Genomic DNA, 24,963 nt, shown 5'->3' on the forward strand with positions numbered 1-24,963 from the left:
CTTCTTTGCCGGGCCGCCCGCCGTGCCCGATTATTGCGGAAGACACATGCACACAACCACACCTGCCCCAGCATTGGCCAAGTCCGTGCCGGCGGCGCCCTCGCTTCATCGTTCCCAACAACCATCCGGTCTGGCCATGCACATCCTGGGCGCCGTCGCCTTCGTGCATTTGCTCAATGACTTGATCCAGGCATTATTGCCGTCGATTTACCCGATGCTGAAAGCCGAGTTTTCACTCAGTTTTACCCAGGTCGGCCTCATCACCCTGACGTTCCAGTGCACGGCCTCGTTGCTGCAGCCCTGGATCGGCTTGTACACGGACCGCCGTCCGCTGCCATTCCTGCTACCGGTCGGCATGTGCTTTACCCTGGCCGGCGTGCTGATGCTGTCCATCGTCTCGACCTTCCCGACCCTGTTGATCGCTTCGGGCCTGATCGGCGTCGGTTCCTCGACCTTCCATCCGGAAGCATCGCGCGTGGCGCGCATGGCATCGGGTGGGCGCTACGGCTTTGCCCAGTCGCTGTTTCAGGTGGGTGGCAATGTAGGTTCCGCACTGGGGCCGCTGCTGGCGGCGGCCGTCATCGTGAACCGAGGTCAGGGCAATATCGCCTGGTTCAGTCTGCTGGCCGTGCTGGCCATCGGCGTGCTGTACAAGGTCAGCCACTGGTACAGCGGCCACCTGGCCAGCTTCAAGCCGAAGGCGGGCGGCCACGGGCCGAACTTGTCTCGCAACAAGGTGTTGCAAGCGCTGGGGGTGCTGGCCCTGCTGGTGTTCTCGAAGTACATCTACATGGCCAGCCTGTCGAGCTACTACACCTTTTACCTGATCGACAAGTTCCACCTGTCCATCGGCGCGGCGCAGCTGTACCTGTTCCTGTTCCTCGCCGCCGTGGCAGCCGGCACCTTCATGGGCGGCCCCATCGGCGACCGCATCGGCCGCAAGCGCGTGATCTGGATTTCCATCCTGGGTGCCGCGCCGTTCACCTTGTTGCTGCCGTATGTGGACCTGTTCTGGACGGCCGTCTTGACGGTGATCATCGGTTTCGTCATTTCCTCCGCCTTTTCCGCCATCGTCGTCTTTGCGCAGGAATTGGTGCCGGGCAAGGTGGGCATGATCGCGGGCATCTTCTTTGGCCTGATGTTCGGCGTCTCCGGCATCGCCGCTGCCGCCATGGGCCATCTGGCGGACGTCTCGGGCATCGCCTATGTGTATAAAATCTGTTCCTACCTGCCGCTGCTGGGCATCCTGACGGTGCTGCTGCCGCATATCGAGCAGGCGAAAAAATAAGCGGGCGGCGCGGGAGGGCTTGACGGCCCGCCCGCGACCATGCGATATTTGTTCCATGATCTCTTCCATCCTCCATTCAGTCCTTGCATACCGCGACGCCGCTGCGCTGTGTCCGTGTACCTGGCTTCGTGAGGATGCGGCCCGGCGCCGTTAAACTTTTTACTCCTCATTCGATGGCCACAGTGTTGAAAAACCTGTGGCCATTTTCTTTTTCCGCAGCGCTAATGAAAGTCCCGCATGACACTCCATTTGTACGATACGTATAGCCGCAGCCTGCGGCCGTTTGAACCTCTCGCTCCGGGCCAGGCTGGCCTGTACGCCTGCGGCCCCACCGTCTACGATTACGCGCACATCGGCAATCTGCGCACCTATCTGTTCGTCGACGGCTTGCGCCGCGCGCTCGCATTCAATGGCTTGCAAGTGCGCCATGTAATGAACATCACGGATGTGGGCCATTTGACGTCGGACGCGGACAGCGGCGACGACAAGGTCGAAGCGCGCAGCCGGCGCAGCGGCAAGTCCGCTTGGGACATCGCTGCCGAATTTACCCGCGCGTTCGAAGACGATTTGCGCCAGTTGAATATCCTGCCGCCCACCGTCTGGTGCCGCGCCACCGACCATATCGCGGAGCAGATCGATTTCATTCTTGACCTGGAAACGAAGGGTTACACCTACCGCACCGACGACGGCATCTATTTCGATACGACGCGCCAGGACGATTATGGAAAACTGGCGCGCCTGAAGCGCGACGGCCTGCAGGCGGGCAAGCGGGTGGAGCTGGGCGAGAAGCGCGATATCTGCGACTTCGCGCTGTGGAAGTTCAGCGGCGTGCCGGGACAGCGGCAGATGGAGTGGGACAGCCCCTGGGGCCTGGGTTTTCCAGGATGGCACATCGAATGCTCGGCCATGGCGGAAAAGCACCTGGGCACGTATTTCGACATCCATTGCGGCGGCGAAGACCACGTGGCTGTCCATCACAGCAACGAGATCGCGCAAACGCAGGCGCGCCACGGCACGCGCCTGGCCAATTTCTGGCTGCACGGTGCTTTCCTCAAGACGCAGGATGGGAAGATGTCGAAATCCTCGGGCGATTTTTTGCGCCTGCAAAGCCTGGTGGGGCAGGGCATCGACCCGGTCGCCTACCGCTACCTGTGCCTGGGCGCCCACTACCGCAGCAGCCTCAATTTTACGGATGACGCCTTGCGCGCCGCCGCCAGCGGCCTGGCGCGCCTGCGCGTGGCCGTGCATGGCCTTGGCGCGGTGCAGGGTGAGGCCGATCACGCTTGGCTGGACCGCTTCACGGAACAGGTCAACGATGATCTGAATTTTCCGCGTGCGCTGGCCGTGGCCTGGGAACTGCTGAAAAGCGATCTGTCCGATAGCGTGAAAAAGGCTACCATGGCCCGCTTCGATGCGGCCCTGGGGCTCGATCTGCTGGCCTGGCAGCCGCTGCAGGTGGAAGTGCCGCAGCAGGTGCAAGCGTGGATGGCAGAACGGGCCATCGCCCGCGCGCAGCGCCAGTGGGCCGAGGCGGACCGCTTGCGCGCACTGGCCCGCGCGGCCGGCTATGACATCGACGATACGCCGCAAGGGCAACAGGCGCGGCCTTTGTGAAGATGTCCTGCATAATGGCCGCCTGATGAAACTGGAGATGCCGTGAAGCGTCGTGTGCTGCTATTGAGTTGTTGCCTGGCCTTTTCTGCCGCGCAGGCGGCCAGCGAGTGTCCGGGCTTTCCCGCGCTGGCCACATCGGGCGAGGCGCTGCTGGCGCAAGTGCGCGCGCTGCCGCCCGTCGGTATCGACCGCGAACGGCAGGCGTGCGCACCGGCGACCATCATCGACTTCGCCTACAGCGGCGGCACCTTGTGCAGTTTTGGCGGCGAGGTCGATGTCGCGACGGCCGCCGTCACACGCCTGGCCGATGGCGGTGAGCTGGTCGAGTACCTGTATCTGTTCCCGTATGCGCCCGCCTCGCACGCGCGCTTGCTGGCGCTGCTGGCCGCGCGTTTTACACCGGTCGACAAGGCGGACTGGCCGGCCTTCCTGCAGGCGCCCACGCCGGGCAAGGAAACCACCGCCCTGTTCACGCAGGGCGGCTACTATATTTCGCTGGGCAAGCCCAGCGAAGGCGACCCTGCCGCAGGGTATTCGAATGTGATCTTTGAAAAGGCGGATAAACCTGCGCTGGGCGTGCGCAAGGTTTGCCGGGAATATGGCTACCCTGGAGCGGCGCAGCATCAGTTACTGGAACTGCTATTACCGCGGGCGCTATCCCGAATGGGAAGACCATCCGGGAAGCAGGGCCATGGCGGCCCTGCGTGCCTTGCAGGCGCTTACGCCTCGATAAAGCGCATCTTGAAGCTGCGGCCCTTGATGTTGCCGAAGTCGCGGCCCAAGGTATTGCCCGCGTTGAGGCGCTTGAAGGCTGCTTCGGCCACCTTGCGGTCGAGCGCCACGTAGGTCATGAACTCGAACACGTTGATCTTGCCCACTTGCTCCTTGGTCAGGCCCGCGTCGCCCGTCAGCGCGCCCAGCAAGTCGCCCGGGCGCAGCTTGTCCTTCTTGCCGCCCATGATGCACAGGGTAACCATCGGCGCCGGCAGTGCCTCGATCCCGTCATCTTCCGCCAGCTCTTTCAGGTCGTGCCATTCGGCGGCGTTGTTCTGGTACTGCTCGATCAGCTTGACCCATTTTTTCTCGTTCGGTGCGCACAGCGACAGGGCCAGGCCCTTCTTGCTGCCACGGCCCGTGCGGCCGATGCGGTGGATGTGCACTTCCGTGTCTTTCGAGACGTCGACGTTGATCACGGCGCCCAGGTCGGAAATATCGAGGCCGCGCGCGGCGACGTCGGTGGCGACCAGCACGGAGCAGCTGCGGTTGGCGAACAGCACCAGGATTTCATCGCGCTCGCGCTGTTCCAGCTCGCCATACAGGGCCAGCGCGGAAAAGCCTTGCTGGCGCAGTTCTTCGGCCAGTTCGCGGCAATGCACCTTGGTGTTGCAGAAGGCCAAGGTCGATTCCGGCTTGAAGTGTTTCAACAGCTTGCCGACGGCGCCATTGCGCTCGTCGAAGCCGATTTCATAGAAGCGCTGTTCGATCTTGTCGTTGTCGTGCTGTGCCTCGACCGTCACTTCCAGCGGATTGACGAGGAACGATGCCGTGGCGCGGCGGATGTCTTCCGGATACGTGGCCGAGAACAGCAAGGTCTGGCGGCGTGCGGGGCAGGCGCTGACGATACCGGCGATTTCCTCGTAAAAGCCCATGTCCGTCATGCGGTCGGCTTCATCGAGCACCAGTGTCTGCACGTGATTCAGGTTGATGGTACCGCGGCCCAGGTGGTCGCGCATGCGGCCCGGGGTACCGACGACGATGTGCGCGCCGTGTTCCAGCGAGGCGATTTGCGGGCGCATCGGCGCGCCGCCCGTCAGGGTCAGGATCTTGATGTTGCCGGCCGCGCGGGCCAGGCGGCGCAATTCATTGGCCACCTGGTCGGCCAGTTCGCGCGTGGGGCACAGCACCAGGCCCTGCACGGCAAACCAGGCCGGATTGAGCTTGTGCAGGATGCCGATGCCGAAGGCGGCGGTCTTGCCGCTGCCTGTCTTGGCCTGAGCGATCAGGTCGCGGCCATCGAGCACCGCCGGCAGGCTTTGCGCCTGGATGGTGGTCATCTCGTGGTAGCCGAGCGAGTCCAGATTGGCCAGGAAGGCGGGCGTCAGCGGCAGGCTGGAAAAAGAATTGGTGGTGGCGGTGGTGGTGTTCATAGGGGCGGAGCCGGTAAAAAGCGGGTGGATGGGCACAGTCTACAGGCTTACGCCCTTGTGCGGTGGTGTGGAAGCCGGCGGCAAACGGCCGCCGGCATGGGGTTAATTATCGGGCGCCCAGATGGGCAAGCCGGTCAGATCAAGGCCGGCGTCGCGCGTCCACACGGGCAGGCCCGTGGCGTCCGTCGGTTCCAGCAATTCGAGCTGCACCTGTTTCAAAGCCACCTTGCGCGCGCGCGTGCGGCGCTGCGGTTCCGGCGCCGGCTCTGGCGCCTCGTGCGCTGGCAGCGGGCCGAAGCCGGGCAAGTCGATGGTGGCGTTGTCTTTTTTATCTCTCATTTACTAACCTCTGTCCTTGGCCGGCGAAAGCCAAGGGCGGGCAAGGTGCTGCCCGCCTATGTCTATACGCTTTAACTTCATCCACAAAACAAAAGCCCGGCTACTGGAGTCGGGCTCATTGTGAATATCATCGGCAGGGAAAGCAGACCTGCGGATTTAAGTGCGGCAAGCAGTGTATCACAGGCGTGCCGCACTGTGGGAGGCTTAGCGGAAGCTCAAGGCGCCAGTCAAGTCGCCCGGCGGCAGCGCGCCGCGTGACGCGAACGCATCATTGCGCACTTTCAGGCCTTCGAGCAGTGGCAAGTCGTGCAGGCGCGTGATCAGGCGCAGGATCGACGTCGTGTCATAGAAACTGTGGTCGACGGCGCCTTTTTTCGCGTACGGCGAGACGACGATGGCGGGAATGCGCGTGCCCGGGCCCCAGCGGTCGCCTTTTGGCGGCGCCACGTGATCCCACCAGCCGCCGTTTTCATCGAACGTGATCACCACGATCATGTCTTTCCACTGCGGCGATTCCTTCAGATGCTGGATGACGTTGGCCACGTGCTGGTCGCCCGATTCGATATCCGAATAGCCGGCGTGCAGGTTCAGATTGCCCTGCGGCTTGTAGAAGGTCACGGCCGGCAGCTTGCCCGCCACGGCGGCGGCGAGGAATTTGTTCGAGATCGGGCTGTCGCCCGTGCCGCCATCGCGCAAGTGTTCGGCGCGCGCAGCCGTGCCTGGGGCGAACTGCTTGAAGTAGTTCAGCGGCTGGTGGTGGAACTGGAAGTTCGGCTTGCTGCCGCCGCCCTTCTGGTCCAGCGCCGCTTGCCAGCCGCCGCCGTACCAGGCCCAGCTGACGCCCTTGCGCGACAGCAGGTCGCCGATGGTGTCATAGGTTTGCGGCGGCAGGGTGTTCGCATCAAGCGGGTCGGCATGCAGCGGATCGCCGTCGAAGGCGGGGCGGACGTAACTCGGTTGATATGGCGGCGCCATGGTGTTGACGGCATAGCCATCCGGCGTGAGGGCGCCGTCGTTGACGTATTTCGGCTTGCCATCGAGCGCCGAGGCGGGGCACTCGGGCGAGATCGCCAGGCGCACGCCTTGCGGACCGTCCGACAGCACGGCGATCTTTTTCTTCGCCGCCGTCTCGGCAGCATTGAAGTATTCGTTGGCGCGTCCCGTGACGAGGAACTGGTGGTTCATATAGGAGCCGCCGAAGGCCGCCATGAAGAAGTTGTCGCACAGCGTGTACTGCTCGGCGATCTGCCACAGGTTCAGGTTTTTCGACGTTTCGCCGTAGTGGCCCATCACCAGGCCGCCGCTGTCGGCCCACGCGGCAAAGCCGTCGTTCTTGCCGCCGTTGATCTGCATCTGGTTGTTATAGAAGCGGTGCACCAGGTCGCGCGTGATGATGCTCTCGGGCAGGGGCTTGCCGGCCGCGTCGCTCAATTTGTAGGGAGCGTTCGGCAGGCCGGAAATCTGCTCTTCCTTGATCAGGTAATCGATGCCGCCGATATTTTGCTGGTTCGGCACGAGGCCGCCCCAGATCTTCGGCAGGGTAGCCAGCGGCTTGCCGTCGCGGTCCAGCTGCCGTGCCTGTTCCGCCGTGACGGCGGACAGGGGTGCGCTGGTGCCGGGGAAGTTGGCGAACAGGTTGTTGAAGCTGCGGTTTTCCAGATAGATCACCACCACGTTCTTGACGTGGGTCTTGAGTTTCGCATCGAGCGAACCTTTGGCGATGGTCTTTTTGGCCGGCACGGCGTCGGCCAGCGCCGGCAGGCTGGCGGCCAGGCCGACTGCGGAAGCGGCCTGGAAAATGCGCCGGCGCGAGGGATTGGCGGGTTGGTCGGCCGGATCGGCTGGCAGGGCGGGGGCGAGGTCCTTCACACATTCTCCTTGGGTGTTTCTGTGGCACGGGCAGTGTTTGTGCCCGTGAAGCGGAAAATTGTATCACCGGCCCCTGGATGATGCGAAATATTCGGCCCGCCCCGTTCAGTGCATCAGAACTGATACCGCACGGTCAACGCCACCTTGCGCGCCGGGCCATACATGCCCGAGTACCACCAGTCCGACACGGAAGCCGTGTACTGCTTGTCGAACAGGTTGGCCACGTTGACGGTAGCAGACAGCTTGTCGTTGACGTCGTAGCGCGCCATCAGGCTGGCCACCGAGTACGCCTTCTGTTCCCAGTGCAGGGTACTGTTGATCTGCCACGCCTCGATGCCGGAAGACACGCGGCTTTGCCAGTTCACGCCGCCGCCCAGCGTCAGGCGATGCAGCTCGCCAGGCAGCCGATAAGTGGTCCACAGCTTCACCAGATGGCGCGGGAAGGTGGTCTGGATCGCCTTGCCGGCATTGTTTTCCGTCTGGCTGTACGACCACGAGGCCGACACATTCCAGCTTGGCGTGAGGGCGCCCGTCGCTTCCAGGTCGATGCCCTTGGTATCGGCGCCCTTGATGGTGCGGAACGCCGGATCGTTGGAGCCGGGCAGGGTGTGGCCGGGGTCCGATTCGGCCAGGTTTTTCTGGCGGATCAGATATAGCGCGGCGGCCGTGTTCAGGCGGCCATCGAACCAGCCGCTCTTGATGCCCGCTTCAAAGGTCTTGCCCTCGCGCGGCGCCAGCAGCTTGCCGTAGCGGTCTTGTGAGGCTTGCGGCTGGTAGATGGTGGAGTAGCTGGCGTAGGCGCTGTGCGTGCCGTCGATGTCGTACACCAGGCCGCCGTACGGCGTGAAAACGCTGCTGTCCGAGGCTGGCGATGCGCTATAAAATGGCACGGTGGGTGCGTCCGAGATGTAGTTTTCGCTGTAGCGCAGTACTTTTGCCCCGGCGATCAGTTTCAGGCGCTCGGAGAGGTTGAAACGGCTGGCCGCGTAGGCGCTGGCCTGACGGCGCGTGCTGTCGTAGGTGACGAAGGTATCGCCAAACACGGGCGTTGCCATGCGATTCCAGCGGTACAGGTTGACGGGCTGGCCCTGGATGTTCTTGTCGAAGCGGCCATCTGTCGTGCTTTGAAATTCGTTGTAGTCCATGCCCAGCACCAGTTCGTGCTGGCGGCCGAATGCGCTGAACGGTCCGCGCACGTTGACGTCCACGCTGTTGACCTGGAGCTGGTAATCGCGGTAGTCGGCGCTCATGCGCAGGCCAGCGCCCGTGGCCTGGTCGGGAAAGGCGCTACTCACGTTCATGAATACGGAGCGCTCTTCTTGCGACGACTGCACGCGGTTGGCCGAGATTTTCAGCTTCCAGTCGTTCGCCAGTGCGTGTTCCAGGGTGACGAAGAGGTCGGTCGAATTGCTGCCGAAGCGATTCGACCTGGCCGCCGGGCTGAAGGAGCGTGGCAGATTCGTCATCACGCCATTGCTGTAGAACAGGGGAAAGCCCAGGTAGGACAGCGAACCATTCGAGCGCTTGCGCTGGTGCGTGACGCCGGCTGTCAGCTTCGTGTCGCTGGACAGGTCCGCCTCGAGCACGCCATACACCACTTTCTTGTCGCGGCTGTAGCCGTCGATGATGCCGTCGCCTTCCTCGTACACCGTCACCAGACGGCCGCGCACGGTGCGCGCCTCGTTCAGCGGACCCGCGATGTCGGCCATGGCGCGCCGTTCGTTGCGGGAAGCCAGTTCGCCCTCGACGGACGCCTGGAACTGCGCCGTCGGCTTCTTGCGCACCATGTTGATGGCACCCGAGGCATCGCCCGCGCCCGTCATCAGGCCCGAGGCGCCGCGCAGCACTTCGATGCGGTCGTACAGCGCCATGTCGGCCAGGCTTTGCGACGGTATCGCATTGAGGCCCAGGTTTTCCGAATGCGTGCTGACGCCATCGAGCTGGTAGTTGGTAATCGCATAGCCGCGCGAAGTAAAGCCGGAGCGTTCGCTGCCCAGCGAGAACAGGGTGATGCCCGGCGTTTGCGCCATGACCTGCGCGATGGTGTTCAAGCCCTGGTCCTGCATGCGCTGCTGCGTGATGACGCTGACCGACTGCGGCGTTTCCCTGATCGACAGGCCCAGCGGCGTGGCCGTGGAAACCGGCAGGGCGGAGACATACGCGCCCGAGCCTTCGGTGGCATCCTGCTGCGCCTTGACCGATACCTCCGGCATCATCGACAGCGCCTCGCCGCCCGCTACGGCATCGGCCTGGCGCAGCACGTAGCTGCCATTGGCGCTGCGCTCGGCCTTCAGGCCGGTGCCGCGCAGCACACCGTTCAGGGCCGCCAGCACGTCGTGGCGGCCCGTGAGGCCTGCGGAGGTCTTGCCGCGCGTCTGTTCCGGCGTGAAGCTGAGGATGACCCTGGACTGGCTGGCGACCTGGCGCAGCGCCGCCGCCAGGTCGCCGGCCGGCACCTGGAAGTCGAGAGTGGCCGCGGCAGCAGCCGCGCTTTCCTGCGCCAGGGCTGGCGCCTGGGCGTTCAGCAGCAGGGCCGAACCGATAAAGACGAGTTCGATGGCATACGCCATGCGCTTGATGCGCGGCTTGGAATGAATGGCAAGAGACATGGTTACCTTGTGGTGTAGTCGTCAAAAAGAACGTTGCCTACACAGGTCACGCGAAAAGCGAAAGCGGGTACTTTTTTTTGCGCTGGCGTCTAAATAAATGCTTAGCGCTGCCGGCGCGCTTCCACCTGCACCCAGTAGCGCGTGCGCAGGCGCACATCGACGGGCAGGGAGTCGGGCAGCGACAGCAGCACGGCGTCCAGGTCGGCCAGCGGGAAGACGCCGGAAATGCGCAGGCCGGCGACGGCATCGTCGCAGCCCTGCAAGCCGTGGCGGTAGCGGCTCAATTCATGCAGGAAGTCGCGCAGCGGCATGGCGTCGGCCAGCAGCAAGCCCTGGCGCCAGGCCCAGATGTCGGGCGAGACGGCGTGCGCGGGCAAGACCTGTTGCGCCGTCATGCCGCCGCCCTGGCCCGCATGGATCACGCGGTTGCCGTCGCCATGGCGCGGCGTCAGCCGCACGGCGCCTTCTTCGACGGCGACCAGGGTATTGCCGTCCGCCTGGCGCACCGAGTAGCGCGTGCCCAGCGCCTGGGCGTGGCCATGCGCGGTCTCGACGAGGAAGGGGCGGTAGGGCCGGCCCGTTTCGCCGGCAGTGGCGATGAATACCTCCCCTTGCACCAGTTGCAGCAGGCGCTGCGTGCCCGTAAAGCGGATATTCAGGGCGCTGCCGCTGTTCAGGTGCAAACGGCTGCCGTCGGGCAGGGCCAGCTCGCGGCGCTCGCCCACGCCCGTGGCCATGTCGGCCAGCGCGGCGCGGGCCATGTCGGGTGCGTAGGGCGAGCGCGCGCCGAACCAGCCCGTGATGCCGATGGTCGAAACCCACGCCAGCAGTTGCAGGCTGTTGCGGCGCGAGATTGGCGCGGCAGGACGCCGTGCCAGCGCCGTGCGGCACGCTTGCGCATCGAGTTCGCGCAGGCCGCCGCTGGCGCTTTCGATGTGTTTCCACGCCCTTTCATGGTCGGGGTGCGCCTGGCGCCACGCTTGCCAGGCCGCCTTTTCCGCCGGCGTGGCGACGCCGCTCATCAGGGTGGTCAGCCATTCGGCTGCCTGCATGGCGATGGCCAGGTCGATGGGCTGGCCCAGTGCATACACGGTGGCGGTGCGCATGTCAGGGTGCGGCAAAATCGGGCACGGCAAAAAAGCACAGCAAATTGGCCTTGCTCAGGTATTTTTTGACGGAATGCGTGGTGGTGCCCAGTTCGGCGGCGATCTCGGCGTAGCTCATGCCGTCCAGGTGGGCCAGCAGGAAGGCGGCCCTGGCCTTGGCGGAGAGCTGGTCCAGCGCGCGGTCGATCCGTTGCAGCGATTCGAGCAGGATGGACATCGCTTCCGGCGAGGGCGCGCAGGCTTGCGGCTGATGCCGCAGGGCGTCGAGGTAGGCCCGTTCCAGTTCTTCGCGCCGGCAGTGATTGGCCAGCAGGCGCTTGGCGATGGTGGCCAGGAAGGGGCGCGGCTGCGCGATCCCGGCACTGCTGCGTGCAAGGAAAATCTTGAGGAAGGTATCCTGCGCCAGGTCGCCCGCCAGCCCCGCGTCGTGCAGGCGACGCTTCAGCCAGTGCAGCAGCCAGGAGTGGTGCTCGGCATACAGGGCCTGGAAATCGGACTGCGGGGAAGGGGCGGACAGCATGCGCACAGGACATCTTAATCTAAATGAGAATTGTTCTCATAATAACGCAGCGGCGTACGCCAGGCAATCAGGAAAACGCGGCGTTGCTGAAATGCGACTGCGCGCCCGGGCCGCCTGCGGCAAGGCATTTGCGCTTGCGCACGGCAGATGTAAAAGTTTCCTTGGCGCAAGCTTTCATGTGAGAAAATGCGGCTTGTCGATGTGGTGCGGAGCGCAAAATGATGTGGATGGTTGGCGGTGTCCTGGTTCTTTTGGTCGCCAGATTTTTATGGTTGGCCTTTTTCCATCGGGTCAACGCGATGTCGCGCCAGGCTGAACTGATGAACTGGCTCGACATCGGGCGGGTGTCGAATGCCGATGGTGGCAAGGATATTTTGTTGGCGAGAAATGAGCGCGGCGCCCGGATCGACTGGCGCACGGGCGAGGTCTGGCTGATGAATCCCAAGGTAGAAGAGCCGTTTGCCGATTTTCTTGCCGTCGAGCGCTGGCTGACATTGCGCGACATGCCGATGGTGGACAAGCCGGCGCCTGCCGCTCCTGCACCAGCGGAGCCGGAACCTGCGCCTGAACCCGGCCCCGTGCGTGATACCTTGCCGGCCTTCCAGCAAAAGGTCGACGCTTGCCTGGCCAAGGCGGAAGGTGGCCAGGAATTGCTGGAAACCAAGCAGGCTTTCGAGGCGGGCAGCGAGCCTTACCTCGAGGCATCGACGGAATTGAGCAAGACCGCGCTGGAACTTGAAGTGTCGCCGGCGATGGTGGCCACGTTGCATATCAGCGCCTTTGCCGCCCTGGCAGAAACGGCGGGCGCCGACAAGCTGGAAAGAGTGGCGGCCAGCCTGCATGCGGCGGCCAGGCAGATCCGGGCCAGCGTCACCGCGTAAAGGTGGGCCAGGCCAGGAATGCAAAAACCGCTGCATCCCTTGCAGGAGTCAGCGGTTTTTATGTATTGGTTGCGGGGACAGGATTTGAACCTGTGACCTTCGGGTTATGAGCCCGACGAGCTGCCAGACTGCTCCACCCCGCAGGCGAATTATATAGCAGTTTGCTGCATTGCGAAAGAGCGGATTGCAACCGAGGGCATTTGCTTTGCGTGAGGGGCATTGACATGCTGCGCCGCAATGGAAAAAGCCGCTGATCCCTTTGCAAGAATCAGCGGCTTTCATGTATCTGGTTGCGGGGACAGGATTTGAACCTGTGACCTTCGGGTTATGAGCCCGACGAGCTGCCAGACTGCTCCACCCCGCAGCCGAATTATAGCCGGGTTTGCTGCAATGCGCAATGGCCTGGTTTCAGACCCTCGATTATGCTGCCGCCAGGCGCCACAGCGACGTGATTTCCTTCGAGCGGGCCGCGTGCAGGCTGTCCGTGGCATCTTGCGCGCGCGGGTGCGTGGGTTTCACGTCCAGGCGGTCGATCACTTTCAAGCCCGCTTGCGCTATCCATTCCAGCAATTGCGCGCGCGGGCGCAGGCCCAGGTGCTCGGCCAGGTCCGATAAAATCAGCCAGCCTTCGCCGTTTGCTTCCAGGTGTTCGGCCAGGCCGGCGAGGAAGCCGCGCAGCATGCGGCTGTCCGGATCGTAGACGGCGTATTCGATTGGCGAGCTGGGGCGGGCTGGCAGCCACGGCGGATTGCACACGACCAGCGGCGCGCGGCCCGCAGGGAACAGGTCGGCCTGCAGCACATCGACCTTGCCCAGCAAATCGAGGCGCGCCAGGTTTTCGCGCGCGCAGGACAGGGCGCGCGGGTCCTGGTCGGTGGCGACGATGCGTTGGATGCCGCGCTGCGCCAGCACGGCGGCCAGCACGCCCGTGCCGGTGCCGATGTCGAAGGCCAGGCTGGCGCGCGCGGGCAGCGGCGCGTCCGCCACCAGGCCCACGTATTCACCGCGAATCGGCGCGAACACGCCGTAATGCGGGTGGATGCGCTGGCCCAAGGCCGGCAGTTCCACGCCCGTGCGGCGCCATTCATGCGCACCGATCAGGCCCAGCAGCTCGCGCAGCGAGGCGACGAACGCTTCTTCGCCACGGCCATACGCTTCATTGCACGCCAGTTTCACGTCCGGCGCGCGGCGCAGCGGGATCGTGTAGTCGGCGTCAAAAGGCAGCAGCAGCATGGCCAGCGTGCGGGCGCGCTGCGACTGGGCCTGGCGGTGCAAGTGAAACGCTTGCGTGGCGGATGGTTCCGGTTGCGCCAGCTTGGCGGCCTTGGCTTTTTTGCTGGGTTTGTCGTTCTTGTGGTCGGCGCGCCGCGCCAGCGCCTGCAGCAGCTGGCGCGCGTTCTGGAAGTCGCCGCGCCACAGCATGGCCGTGCCTTCGCAGGCCATGCGGTAAGCCTGGTCGGCCGTCGTGCGATCATCGGCGATGACGACGCGCTTGGGTGGCGGCATGCCGCTTTCCGAGCGCCAGCGGGCCGAATGCTCGGCGCCGTTTTCGCTCCAGTGGATCTGCGGATGAACGGTAGGTGAAGAGGTGTCGGACATGGGATTCAATCGATAGAAGGGGGCGCGCGGCATGGTCGCCTGCGCAGGCCGTCTTCCATTATACGTCGCTGGCCGTGCCGTCAGCGCTGTCCGTTCCATAGGCGAGTGCCAGCGCGCGGGCGCGGGCCTGGTCTGCGGGCGTGGTTTCCACGGTTTTTTTGGCGGCCTCTGCGGCATTGTCAGGCTGCACCAGCTTGAGCAAACGCAAACTCAGGCTGCCCGCCAGGTCGCCATCCTTGCCACTGGCGCTGGCGCCGTCGGACGTGCCCTGATAGAGATTGCTTTGCAATTGCTGGCCCAGCAGCTTGAACAGGTCGTGCAGATTGCCGGCGAAGGTCGTGGCGGGCAACTCTTTGGCGGGCAGGGCGGCGTCATCGGATGGCGGAACTTCCTGCGCATCATCTTGCTTGTGCGCCAAGGCGCCTGCGCTGATGTTCGATTGATATTGCACTTCCAGTTCGAAGTCGAAGGTCTGGCCATCGGCCGTGGTGATCTTGCCCTTGCCGATGAAATGCGCGTTTTCATCGAGGCTGAAGGCGGCGGCGCGGCTGCTGCCGTTGGTGCCCGAGATGCTGGCACTGCCGCTGCTGAAGCTGGAACCGGCTTGCAGGTCGACCGAATCGAAGGCGATCGTGGCGCCGTCGCCGAACAGCTGGCGCGTCATGTTGCCTAGAAAATCTTGCGCCACATCGACAGTGGCGTTGCCCAGCGCATCGGTCCGTTGCGCGAGTCCCTTGGCCGACAGGTCCAGGCCGTTTTTTGACAGGGCCACCATGTCTTGCGCCGTACGCTGCATCAGGGGCGAGCCGGCCAGCCCCGTGGCGCCGCTGCCCGTGCGGGACGGCTGCTGGCCAGCCAGCGTATTCGGTGCGGGTTGACGGCTGGCAAGGGCGGAAAGCTGGGACATGGTCGGTTCTAGATGGGCTGTGTACCGTATTTAACGACAACAATCGCCCATACTTTAACCATTAGTGGTGGTGCGCCCAGTTACCGTCTGCCGACGCCAGGTAAGACTTGACGGCATCAGCCTGGCCCGTGGCGTGACGCTTGAGTTCGCCGCATGCGCAAATGCCCTGGTACGGCTGGATATGCGAGCAGGCGGAGACTTTTTGCAGGTAAACCTGCATGGATTTGTGACATTTTACGCACTTGAAGGTGAGGCTGCGGGCGGCTTTCATGGGGTTCCTTGAATTGTTGCGGGGCGTAGGCGGTGCCTGCGCGAAGGCGGCGATTTTAACGCACTCCGGCCATCGTTACACGTTGTTGCATCTGCGCCACGCGCAGGTCAACTGAATCCGCGCCATGACGTTGAACGTATATAGGAGGTCGTCTGACCGCCATTGAAGAGGTAGCACCATGGACAAGCATGACAAGGAAAAGCCCGTACAGCCCGCCAAGGAGCTGGTCAGGAAGTGGCTGAAAGCGGAGCTGGCACAGCGCCGGCCACCGCCCGACCCCGAACAGATCCGCCGTGAACTGGGCTGGGATCTGCTCAGGCTGGGCCGCGAACCTGTGCCACGCTAGCGCACCGTCACCACGCTCTTGCCGCCGGATCCCGGCTGCACAAGGATGCGGGTGGCGATGCGTTCCGTCATTTCCTGGACGTGCGAGATGACGCCCACCTTGCGGCCCATCGCTTGCAGGCCGTCGAGCGCATCCATGGCCACGCGCAGGGTTTCCGTGTCCAGGCTGCCGAAGCCTTCGTCGATGAACAGCGATTCCACGCGCACCCGGTTCGAGGACAGCGAGGCCAGGCCCAGCGCCAGGGCCAGCGAGACGAGGAACGATTCGCCGCCCGACAGCGAGTGCACGGAGCGCAGCTCGCCGCCCATGTCCTGGTCGCGCACCATCAGGCCCAGCGACGGCTTGTCCGGATTGTCGATGCGTTCCAGCTGATAGCGGCGCGCCAGATGCTGCAAATGCGCATTGGCATAGCCGAGCAGCACTTCCAGCGTGAATTGCTGCGCGTAGTTGCGAAATTTCTTGCCGTCGGCCGAGCCGATCAATTCATCCAGGCTGGCCCAGCGCCGCTCGATGACGGCTTGCGCCTCGATTTGCGCCAGCATCGCTTGCGCGCTGTGGCGCCTGGCGTCGTCCTGCGCGATGGCCAGGCGCAATCGCGTCGCTTCCTGGTTGGCTGCCTGGCGTTCCTGCACCAGCGCGTCGAGCGCCACCTGCAGCGCGGCCTCGTCCATTTCCAGCGCTTCCGGCGGCTGCTGCACATGCGCGGCCAGCTGCTGCCGGCGTTCGGCCAGCACGGAAACGGCCGCCGTGTGGCGGTCGGCGATCACTTGCAGGGCGTCGCGTTCGGCGCGCATGGCGTCCGGCGCGATGGCCAGGTGCGCGTGCAAGCCGGCCATGTCGGCGGGCGCGTGACCAGGATGGGCAAGCTGGAACTGGCGCAGCCAGTCGTGCAGTGCGGCGGTGGCGCCGTGTTCCTGTTCACGCAAGGCGGTCAGGCGCTGCGCCAGCTGCGCGCACGCTTCGTCCAGGCGTGTGCGCACTTGGCTGGCCGATTGCGCCGCCGTTTGCTGCTGCGCCAGCTGATCTTTTGCACGCGCGATGGCGCCTGCCAGCGCGCCTTCCACCTCGGCCAGGGCTTGGCCCTGCCATAGCGCGTTGCGCCCGGCTTGCAGTGTCGTGCGCTGTTTGTCGGCGGCGGCAAAGGCGGCGTGGGTCTCCTGCGCCGTTTGCTGCGCCTTGCCGGCGGCCAGCAGCGCCGCATCCAGCTGCGCGGCCAGGGTGGCCAGCGCGTGGCCGCGGTGGTCCTGGTCCGCCTGCTGTTTCAGCCATTGCCGGCTTTCCGTTTCACGCGCCGCGCGGAAGGCGGCCGGGCCGGCGCGCCAGTTGTCTTTCCAGTCCTCGGCGCCGTCGGCGTCGGCGAACGCGCCATCGAGCTGCGCCAGCAAGGCATCGAGCGCGGCGCGCGCCGTCTCGCCCTTGTCGGCGTTGCCCGCTTGCTGCGCCTGCAACTGCGCCAGCCGCGCCTGTGCATCGGCGACGCTGCTGGTGCAGCGCGCGTGCTCGCTGGACGCCAGTTCATATGCCGCCTGCGCCTGCTCACGCCGCGCGCTGGCCTGGCGCAGCGCCGCCTCCTGCTGCGCCAGCGCCTGCAAGCCGGCCGCATTGGCTGCCAGCTGCTGCGTGAACCAGTCTGCGCGCAGGTTTGCCGGCGGCAGTAGTAAGGTGTCCGCTTGCGGCCGCCACTGTGCATTCAGGCTGTCGATGAGGGACGGCAGTGCAGATAGTTCTTCCGCCGTCTGTGCCTGTTCGTGCATATGGGCGGCCAGCGCCGCCTTGTGCGTGGCCAGTTGTTCCACATTGCCGCGCGCTTGCATGCGGCAAGCCAGTACCTCATCCTGCAAGCTGGCCAGCATCGCCTGCAAGGCGTCATCGGCGTGGCTATACGGGTGTTCCAGCGCGCCGCAGACGGGGCAGGGCTGCTCGTCCTGCAAAGTGGCCCGCAGTTGCTCGACGCTGGCCGCGCATGCCGCTTCCGCGCCCTTCAAGGACTTTTCCGCCTGCGCCAGGCGCGCTTCCAGCAGCGGCGTTTGCGCCGCTGCCTTTGCTAATGCCGTACTTTCCGTTTGCGCGGCCTGCGCCAGCTGGGCTGCCCTGGCTTGCCAGTGCGCCAGCGCCTGCTGCTGGCGTGCCAGTTCGCTCCAGGTTTTTTCCGCGCTGGTCAAGCTGCGCGCGTGCGCCTCCAGCTGGCCGCGCTGTTCCTGCAGTGCCTGGCCATCGATGGCTTGTACGGCTGCCTGCGCCTCGCGCCGTTGCGCATCGCGCACGGCCAGCGCGTCAGCGGCGCTGGCCAGCGCCGCTTGCGCCGCCTGCGTGGCGTCTCCGGCCTGGCGCACCAGCTGTCTTGACTCGGCCATGCTGGCGTCGGCCGCATCGGCTTGCGCGGCCGCTTGTCCTGCCTGGGCAAACAATTGCTCCCACAACTGCCACGCTTGCGCCAGCGCCTGCCACTGCTGGTGCGATGCCAGCCATTGGCGGCCCGCTTCCTGCTCCGCCAGCGCGGCGTGCTGGCGCTGCTGCAGTGCCTGCAGCGCGCTGCGCGCCGCCTCGTTGGCCTGGTCGGCGGCCTGTGCGGCCTGCCATGCCTGGCCATGCGCGGGCAATTGCGCCAGGATGCCGGCGTCGAGCGCCTTGGCTTGATCGAGCAGGGGCGCCGCATCGCGCTGCGCCGCTTCACTGGCCAGCAAGGCCGCCGTCGCCAGCTGCACGGCCTGCGCCAGTTGCGCTTCGGCGGCGACGGCTTGCGCTGCCTGCACGCGCGACGCTTCCAGCGCTGCGCCGCTGCCGGCGATGTCGCTGGCCAGGCGCGCTACCTCGTCGATGAGGGGCCGCGCCGGCTGCAGCAATTCCCACTGCGCCAGCGCCGTGCGGCGTTCTTGCGCGGCGGTGCGTTCGGCATCCGCGCTGTCCTGCGCCTCTTGCGCGGCCGTCACCTGGGTTTGCAGCTTGTGCGTCTCCTGGTGCCAGCGCTGCTGCAGTTCCAGCACCGCCTTGCGCAGGTCGATGTGTTGCAGCGTGGTGTCGGCCGCGCCGCACAGCGCCTCGGTGTCGCTGCGCTCTTGCGGCGACAAGGGCCGCTGGTCGGCCAGTTTTTCGCCCAGGCGTTCGAGGATCTGCTTTTCCTTCTTTGCCCGCTCGAAGGCGCGCATGGAAATGTCGGTATAGATGCTGCTGCCCGTCAGGGTTTCCAGCAATTCACCCCGTTCATTGTCTTCCGTCTTCAGGAATGTTGAGAATTCGTTCTGCGCCAGCAGTACGGCGCGCGTAAACTGGTCGAAGGACAGGCCGATGCGTTTTTCGATCTCTTCCTTGACTTCCGTCTTGGTGCCGCCGATGGGCTGCAGTGCGGGCAGCTGGTGCAAGCTCATGGCGGTCGCCTGCAGCGCCCCTTCGGCCCGGGTGCGCGAGCGGCGCACGCTCCAGCGCGCGCGGTAGCTGGTGCCGTCGTTGCCGACGAAGTCCACTTGCGCGTAGCCGTCCGGCGTGCCGCGGCGCAGCAGGGTGCGCGTATCCTGGGCGTTGACGGTTTCCTTGCCCACGTCGGGCAGGGCGCTGCCCCGTCCCAGCACTTTCAGCAGGCGCGGCGTGGCGTCGTACAGGGCCAGGCACAGGGCGTCGAGCAGGGTGCTCTTGCCCGCGCCCGTGGGGCCGCTGATGGCGAACAGGCCGGCGGACGCCAGCGGCTCCTGCTGGAAGTCGACTTCAAATTCGCCGGCCAGCGAGGCCAGGTTTTTACCGCTGATTTTCAGGATTTTCATGGTTTTTCAGGAGCATTCAGGCGCCGGGCAGCAGCAGTTCGGCCAGCGCCGAGAGGAGTTCTGGCGGCGCTTCCCTGGCGTATTTTTGCAGGTACAGGCGGCGGAAGATGTCGTCGGGCTGCAGCTGGCCCAATTGGTCGAGCGTCATGTTCTCGGGTGCGCTGCTGCGCGCGGCGCTTGAGGTTTCGATCTTCGCCAGGCGCACGGGCTTGCCATCGAGCGCCGTTTCGATGCGCGTGCGCAGGCCCGGCTCGGGCGAGTCCAGGCGCACGCGCACTTCCAGGAACGGTTGCGCCTCGGCCGGTGCGCCAGGTACGTCGAGGGCCGCCAGCTGCGCCAGCACTTCGGCTATCGGCGCCGGCGTGGCGGGCACGCGCAAGAGGGGCACGGCGCGCGGCACCTCGATGGCGCGCACCGCCTGCAGCGTTTCACCGTCGATATCGAGGCACAGCACCTGGTGGCGGTAGTTCACTTCGGCAAACGACAGGGGAATCGGGCTGCCGCAATAGCGGATGTGTTCCTGGCCGCCCACGGCCTGCGCCTTGTGCAAATGGCCCAGCGCCGCATACGTGATGGACGTATCAAAAATCCCCGACGGCAGCATCTCGGTGCCGCCAATGACGATGCGGCGTTCCGAATCGTTGGACATTTCGCCGCCCACCATGTGGCAGTGGCCCATGGCAAGGATGGCTTGGCCCGGCTGGCGGCGCGCCAGCGCCAGGTCCGTCAATTGGCGGTACAGCAGGGCGATGCCGCCCAGGTAGGCATCCTGAGTGTCGCCGGCGGGCAGTTTCGGCACGTCGCCGGGGCGCAAAAAGGGCACGGCAAGGCACCAGGCGCGCACTTGCCCATCGCTGCCGGTGAGCGGCAGCAGCAGGCGTTCCAGGTCGATCTGGCCATCGTCGCCGCGCAGCAGATGGCCGATGACGTGCGTGCCATGTGCTGCCAGCAGGGGGCCGGGCGCTTCGAGCCGTCCGGCCGAATCGTGGTTGCCGGCGACGATGATCAGCTGCAGCGCGGGCAGGCGCGCGCGCGCCTGCTGCAGGAACACGTACAGCTGCTTTTGCGAGGCGGCCGACGGGTTGGCGTTGTCGAACACGTCGCCGGCGACGAGCAGCACGTCGACACGTTCGGCCACGAGGGTGCCCAGCAGCCAGTCGAGGAAGCGCTGGTGTTCGTAGCCCCGTTCATAATTGTGCAGGGTCTGGCCCAGATGCCAGTCGGAAGTGTGCAGCAGGCGCATGATGGGGCAAGGGTAGGGAAGACAGGCGCCAATATAGCAGGTATGGCGCCAGGCGCCAGCGGCTGGATCAAAGCACTGCAGGACCCGCGCGATAAGTGTTCCTGCCATCCTGCTTGGCCTGGTACAGCAGCACGTCGGCCCGCTGCAGCAGCACGGCGGGCGAGATGTCTTCGTCGCGGTAGAAGGCCAGGCCGATGCTGGCGGAAATGCGCACGCTGATGCCATCGAGTTCGAACGGCTGCTGCATGGCGGCGACGATCTTTTCCGCCAGCAGGGCCGCGTCGTCGGGCCGGGTGATCTGTTCCATGATGATGGTGAATTCGTCACCGCCCAGGCGGGCGATGATGTCGGTGACGCGCATGGTTTGCGTCAGGCGCTGGGCGAAGGCGCGCAGCAGGGCGTCGCCGGTGCCGTGGCCATGTGTGTCGTTGACGGGCTTGAAGCGGTCGATATCCATGTACATGACGGCCATCAGGTGCTGTTGCTGGCGGCTCGCGTGCATGGCGTCGCTGAGTTTTTGCTGGAAGCCGGCACGGTTCGACAAGCCGGTCAGCACATCGACCTGGGCCAGCTGCAGCAGGCGCTGTTTTTCGCGCTTTTGCACGGTGATATCCTGGCGCATCACGTGAAAACCCGCCACCTGCAGCTTGTCTTCGCCGATCTGCGGAATGTAGATTACTTCCATGCAGCGCTCGATGCCTTCTTTTTCATCGTCCTCTTCAAAGCTCAGGGTTTCGCCCGCCAGCACGCGCTCGATATACGGCGCCACTGTGTGGTAGCGCGCTTCGCCCACCGTGTCGCGCACGCTCTTGCCCAGCGCCTGCTGGCCCTTCAGGCCGAATTCGCGCTCATAGGCGATGTTCAGGAAGCGGTAGACCTGGTCGGCGTCGATGTACGCGATCATGGCCGGCAAGGTGTCGGCGATGGTGCGCAGGCGCGCTTCGCTCTCCAGCAGCGCCACTTCCGATTCGCGCAAGGTGGTAATGTCGTCCAGGCTGCCCACGTAGCCATCGATCTGGCCGTCGATGAGGATGGGGGCAATTTTGACGGATACCCAGACCAGCCTGCCGTCGGGCTGCAGGCAGCGCAGGGTGGACTGGAACGGCGCATGGCTGCGCGTGAGCTGTTCCAGCGCCACGTGCATCAGCGGATAGTCGTCCGGGTGCAGGGCGCTGGTCCAGCCGGCGCCCAGGGCGGCGGCGCGCGGCAGGCCCGTGATCGATTCGAAGGTGCGGTTGACGTAGGTGCAGCGGCGCTGGCGGTCCAGGCGCACCAGCCCGAGTGGCGAGGCGTCGTTGACGGCGGCCAGCTCCGCCTGTTTCTGGCGCAGTTCCAGTTCCTGCTGGCGGCGCTGCGAGACATCCTCGGCGATGCACAGGATATGTTCGATCTGCTGGCGCTCGTCGAACACGGGCACGGAAACGGCGCGCAGGTAGCGCAGGCTGCCATCTGCCAGGCGCAGGGGCTTTTCCGTATGGTCAATGACCCCGCGCTCGGCCAGGATGGCGCGGTCGTCCTCGGCATCGTGCAGGCCGAAGCCGGGCGGGAAGGCCTGGCAATCGGTCTTGCCGATGACGTCGGCGGCCAGGTGGCCGGTGATATCCTCGGCCGCCTTGTTCCACACCTCCATCTTGCCGAAATTCTCCGGGCGCGCGCTTTTCACGTACACCAGTACCGGCAAATGGTCGATCAGCGACTGCAGGAAGCTGCGGTTATCCTGCAGCGCCAGTTCGTCGTGCTTGCGCGCGCTGATGTCGCGCGAGGTGACGGCCACGCCGTCGATGATGGGCACCACCTGGTGGCGCAGCCAGCGCGTGCCGCCCGAGGCCAGTGTCAGCTCGAATTCGTCCTCCAGCGGCTGGCCCGTTTCCATCACCAGCACGAAGCGCTTGAAAAAACGCTCGCCACGCAGCAGAGGTACCTGCGGCAGCACGCGCTGGCCCAGCAGTTCGGAGCGTGGCTTGCCCAGCATGTCGGCGGCGCGCTCGTTGACGTCGGCGAAGATGAAGTCTTCCACCGGCTTGCCCTGCGCGGGGCGCCAGGCCTTCAGCAGCAGCACGGAGTCGAGGCTGCCCTGGTGCGCCGCGCGCAGCAGGGCCTGCGTTTCCTTGGCCTGGCGGATGCTGCGGCGCAGGCGTGCGCTCTGGTGCATCAGCAGGGCCGTAAAGCCGGCAATGAGCACGCTGGCGGCAAGCAGCGCGCCGACATACGCCAGGCGGCGCTGTTCGAAGCGCGCCAGGGCGCCGGCTCGGCTGACACCCACCACGGCCAGCAGCGGGTAACGCGGCAGTTCGCGGTAGCTGTAGATGCGCGCAGTCGCGTCGACGTTTGGCTCGATCAGCAGTTCTTCGGGCGCGTGTTGTGGTGGTCCCGGCATGCGGAAGTCGATGCGGTCGCTGAGGATGCGCTGTTCGCCGATGCGCCCCACCGTCAGGCCGCTGTCGCGCGCCACCAGCATCAGCGCACCCTGTTCATCGAGGTCCAGGCGGTCGTAATCGTCGACAAAATAGGCCGGGTCGACGTGGATGATGATGGCGCCGGCAAAGCGGCCCTGGGCATCGTTCAGGCGGCGCGCCAGGCGGATGGTCCAGTGCTTGCTGGCCGCGTCGAGCATGGGCGTGTCGACCATGGCCGTGTCGGATGCATTGGCGGCCAGCGCCCTGAAAAATGCCTGGTTAACCAGGTTTTCCGGCCAATACGCATTGGCGCTGTCGATCACATTGCCCTGCGCGTCGATGAGGGCGATCGGCAGTGCCAGCTTCGACGGCAGCACGCTGTCGAGCAGACCCTGGCGGCGCATGAATTCATTCAGGCGCAGGCTGCCCTCCGTTTCCTCGTATTTGAGCTTGAACAATTGCGTGGCGTGGTCCGTCTGGCGCAGGGTGAAACTGGTATGGTCGGCCAGGGTGCGCGCCAGCGACTGGCTGACGGCCACGGCGTCGCGCACGGCGCTGGTGCGCTCCTGGCCCACCTGGTAAAAGACGGCCGCCCACAGCGCCAGCAGCAAGATGAGCGCGAACAGGGGCACCAGACTGAGACGGTACAGGCGGCGGGCAAGGCGTTGCAGGGGTCTTGTTATCGCTATCACGGGCGCTTGCAGGCTAGAGTCATGGTAAAAGGGAGGGGCGGCGTGGCGCGCATGATAGCCGAAATCGGCTGCCTTGCGCATAACCCTGTTGCCGCCGCTCCCATCGTCTGTTCGCGGTCTGTCGCTGGGCTTATTCTGCGTTAAATCAAGTATCTGTGGTGCCGCGCACGCTAAAAAAAGCACGCCGGCGACGACACGGGCTGGCGGCGTAGCAGAAAAAGTACAATTGCGCCCCCATCCTCATTAAAATGGGCGCTTCTACCTCCCATATCGAAAGTTGTCATGCAGAGTAAAAAGCCCGACGCGGCAAGACTGGACAAGATCGTGGCCGAAGCGCGCCGCGCCGCCGACCAGCGCGAGAGCGGCTACCGCGAGCGCTCGCTGAAGATGTATCCATGGGTATGCGGCCGCTGCACGCGCGAATTCACGCGTGCCAACGTACAGCAGTTGACGGTGCACCACCGCGACCATAACCATGACAACAATCCGCCGGACGGCAGCAACTGGGAATTGCTGTGCCTGTATTGCCACGACAATGAGCACTCGCGCTACCTGGAAGCGGACCGTGGCGCAGGCCTGCTGTCGGCCGAGGTGGCGCCCGCCACGCACAATCCCTTCGCCGCGCTGGCCGGCCTGATCAAGAAGAAGGACTGAGCGGGCCGCGCCGGCTCCGTCTCACCCTACCATGCGTATCCTGCTGACCGAAGACGACCCGCAACTGGGCCGCGCCACGCAGATCGGCCTGGAACAGGGCGGCCATGCCGTCGACTGGGTCACGAGCGCTGAACACGCGCATACGGCCGTGCGCCTGCACGACTATGGCTGCATCCTGCTCGACCTGGGCTTGCCGGGGCAGGACGGCATGCAGGCGCTGGGCATGCTGCGCGACAATGGCTACAGCGGCGCCGTGCTGATCGTCACGGCGCGCGACACGGTGGGCGAGCGCATCGCCGGGCTGGACGCGGGCGCCGACGACTTCATCGTGAAACCGTTCGACCTGGACGAACTGGCCGCGCGCATCCGCAGCGCCTGCCGCCGCGCCGCCGGCCGGCTGCGCGAGCACCTCGTGCATGGCGAGCTGGTGCTCGATATCGCCGACCGGCAGGTGACGCAAGGGGGATTGCCCGTGACCTTGACGGTCAAGGAGTTCCGCATCCTGCAATTGCTGCTGGAGCACGGTGGCCGGGTGCTGAGCCGGGAACAGCTGGAGAAAAACCTGTACAGCTGGGGGGATGAAGTGGAGAGCAATGCCGTGCAAGTGCACATCCACCACCTGCGCAAGAAGCTGGGGCGGGACTTGATACGCACGGTGCATGCGATCGGTTATTGCATCGACAAGCCCAAGGTGGCTTGACGAAGGCGGCCCGCAGGCCGCCCGCTT

At 65.1% G+C, this 24,963-nt stretch carries 19 protein-coding genes and 2 tRNA genes; 6 read left to right on the plus strand and 15 right to left on the minus strand.

All coding sequences use genetic code 11. The features are described from left to right. Positions 1-46 precede the first annotated feature (46 nt). The gene (locus CNX70_RS11205; protein WP_096234742.1) at positions 47-1,288 is read left to right on the plus strand and encodes an MFS transporter; all 1,242 of its coding nucleotides are present in this window, start codon (positions 47-49) and stop codon (positions 1,286-1,288) included. A gap of 237 nt (positions 1,289-1,525) precedes the next feature. Beyond that, positions 1,526-2,902 carry a cysteine--tRNA ligase gene (gene cysS / locus CNX70_RS11210; RefSeq protein WP_096234743.1) on the plus strand — a complete coding sequence of 459 codons (1,377 nt, stop codon included), beginning with the start codon at positions 1,526-1,528 and terminating at the stop codon, positions 2,900-2,902. A 719-nt stretch (positions 2,903-3,621) separates the two neighbouring features. On the opposite strand, the gene dbpA is transcribed toward cysS, so the two are convergent. From dbpA to CNX70_RS28155, 7 genes are all read right to left on the minus strand, one after another. Next, the gene (gene dbpA, locus CNX70_RS11215; RefSeq protein WP_096234744.1) at positions 3,622-5,049 is read right to left on the minus strand and encodes an ATP-dependent RNA helicase DbpA; all 1,428 of its coding nucleotides are present in this window, start codon (positions 5,047-5,049) and stop codon (positions 3,622-3,624) included. Positions 5,050-5,151: 102 nt separating this feature from the next. After that, positions 5,152-5,388 carry a hypothetical protein gene (locus tag CNX70_RS11220; RefSeq protein WP_071078230.1) on the minus strand — a complete coding sequence of 79 codons (237 nt, stop codon included), beginning with the start codon at positions 5,386-5,388 and terminating at the stop codon, positions 5,152-5,154. A 204-nt stretch (positions 5,389-5,592) separates the two neighbouring features. Beyond that, positions 5,593-7,257, minus strand: a complete 1,665-nt coding sequence (locus CNX70_RS11225) for an acid phosphatase (protein WP_096234745.1) — start codon at positions 7,255-7,257, stop codon at positions 5,593-5,595. Positions 7,258-7,370: 113 nt separating this feature from the next. Next, entirely contained in the window at positions 7,371-9,866 is a 2,496-nt protein-coding gene (locus tag CNX70_RS11230) for a TonB-dependent siderophore receptor (protein ID WP_167389641.1), read from the minus strand. Positions 9,867-9,967: 101 nt separating this feature from the next. Continuing rightward, entirely contained in the window at positions 9,968-10,972 is a 1,005-nt protein-coding gene (locus CNX70_RS11235) for a FecR domain-containing protein (protein ID WP_096234746.1), read from the minus strand. Position 10,973: 1 nt separating this feature from the next. After that, entirely contained in the window at positions 10,974-11,492 is a 519-nt protein-coding gene (locus CNX70_RS11240; RefSeq protein WP_096234747.1) for a sigma-70 family RNA polymerase sigma factor, read from the minus strand. Between the two features lie 67 nt (positions 11,493-11,559). Next, positions 11,560-11,829, minus strand: coding sequence for a hypothetical protein (locus CNX70_RS28155; protein ID WP_157750984.1), 270 nt, complete (start codon positions 11,827-11,829; stop codon positions 11,560-11,562). On the opposite strand from CNX70_RS28155, the gene CNX70_RS11245 reads away from it, so the two are divergent. Further along, positions 11,813-12,373 carry a hypothetical protein gene (locus CNX70_RS11245; RefSeq protein WP_157750985.1) on the plus strand — a complete coding sequence of 187 codons (561 nt, stop codon included), beginning with the start codon at positions 11,813-11,815 and terminating at the stop codon, positions 12,371-12,373. The two genes, CNX70_RS28155 and CNX70_RS11245, sit on opposite strands and share 17 nt — an antisense overlap. Positions 12,374-12,439: 66 nt before the next feature. Here CNX70_RS11245 and CNX70_RS11250 read toward each other — a convergent pair. The 5 genes from CNX70_RS11250 to CNX70_RS11270 all read right to left on the minus strand — a co-directional run bounded on the left by CNX70_RS11250 (position 12,440) and on the right by CNX70_RS11270 (position 15,150). Next, positions 12,440-12,516 (minus strand) — tRNA-Met (locus CNX70_RS11250). Positions 12,517-12,660: 144 nt separating this feature from the next. Further along, positions 12,661-12,737, minus strand: a tRNA-Met gene (locus tag CNX70_RS11255). Between the two features lie 56 nt (positions 12,738-12,793). Next, positions 12,794-13,972: a methyltransferase gene (locus CNX70_RS11260; RefSeq protein ID WP_167389642.1), complete on the minus strand. Its 1,179-nt coding sequence runs from the start codon at positions 13,970-13,972 to the stop codon at positions 12,794-12,796. A 58-nt stretch (positions 13,973-14,030) separates the two neighbouring features. Further along, a complete protein-coding gene (locus CNX70_RS11265; RefSeq protein WP_096234750.1) occupies positions 14,031-14,879 on the minus strand; it encodes a hypothetical protein in 849 nt (282 codons plus the stop codon). Between the two features lie 61 nt (positions 14,880-14,940). Then, the gene (locus CNX70_RS11270; RefSeq protein WP_096234751.1) at positions 14,941-15,150 is read right to left on the minus strand and encodes a hypothetical protein; all 210 of its coding nucleotides are present in this window, start codon (positions 15,148-15,150) and stop codon (positions 14,941-14,943) included. A 178-nt stretch (positions 15,151-15,328) separates the two neighbouring features. Between CNX70_RS11270 and CNX70_RS28525 the strand changes: the two genes are divergently transcribed. Continuing rightward, complete coding sequence (locus CNX70_RS28525; RefSeq protein WP_167389643.1) at positions 15,329-15,496, plus strand: hypothetical protein; 168 nt, start codon at positions 15,329-15,331, stop codon at positions 15,494-15,496. On the opposite strand, the gene CNX70_RS11275 is transcribed toward CNX70_RS28525, so the two are convergent. The 3 genes from CNX70_RS11275 to CNX70_RS11285 all read right to left on the minus strand — a co-directional run bounded on the left by CNX70_RS11275 (position 15,493) and on the right by CNX70_RS11285 (position 23,582). Further along, on the minus strand, positions 15,493-19,251 hold the full coding sequence (locus tag CNX70_RS11275; RefSeq protein ID WP_096234752.1) for an AAA family ATPase: 3,759 nt from the start codon (positions 19,249-19,251) through the stop codon (positions 15,493-15,495). The two genes, CNX70_RS28525 and CNX70_RS11275, sit on opposite strands and share 4 nt — an antisense overlap. Before the next feature lie 16 nt (positions 19,252-19,267). Further along, complete coding sequence (locus tag CNX70_RS11280) at positions 19,268-20,494, minus strand: exonuclease SbcCD subunit D C-terminal domain-containing protein (protein WP_096234753.1); 1,227 nt, start codon at positions 20,492-20,494, stop codon at positions 19,268-19,270. A 67-nt stretch (positions 20,495-20,561) separates the two neighbouring features. Then, on the minus strand, positions 20,562-23,582 hold the full coding sequence (locus CNX70_RS11285; protein WP_244199116.1) for a PAS domain-containing protein: 3,021 nt from the start codon (positions 23,580-23,582) through the stop codon (positions 20,562-20,564). Positions 23,583-23,864: 282 nt separating this feature from the next. Between CNX70_RS11285 and CNX70_RS11290 the strand changes: the two genes are divergently transcribed. Together CNX70_RS11290 and CNX70_RS11295 are read left to right on the plus strand one after the other, a co-directional pair. Next, the gene (locus tag CNX70_RS11290; protein WP_010396763.1) at positions 23,865-24,236 is read left to right on the plus strand and encodes a YajD family HNH nuclease; all 372 of its coding nucleotides are present in this window, start codon (positions 23,865-23,867) and stop codon (positions 24,234-24,236) included. A 31-nt stretch (positions 24,237-24,267) separates the two neighbouring features. Beyond that, positions 24,268-24,936 (plus strand): response regulator, encoded by a 669-nt coding sequence (locus tag CNX70_RS11295; RefSeq protein ID WP_096234755.1) that lies wholly within the window; start codon positions 24,268-24,270, stop codon positions 24,934-24,936. Positions 24,937-24,963 lie beyond the last annotated feature (27 nt).

The sequence above is a fragment of the Janthinobacterium svalbardense genome (assembly GCF_002327145.1).
GTDB classification, from domain to species: domain Bacteria; phylum Pseudomonadota; class Gammaproteobacteria; order Burkholderiales; family Burkholderiaceae_D; genus Janthinobacterium; species Janthinobacterium tructae.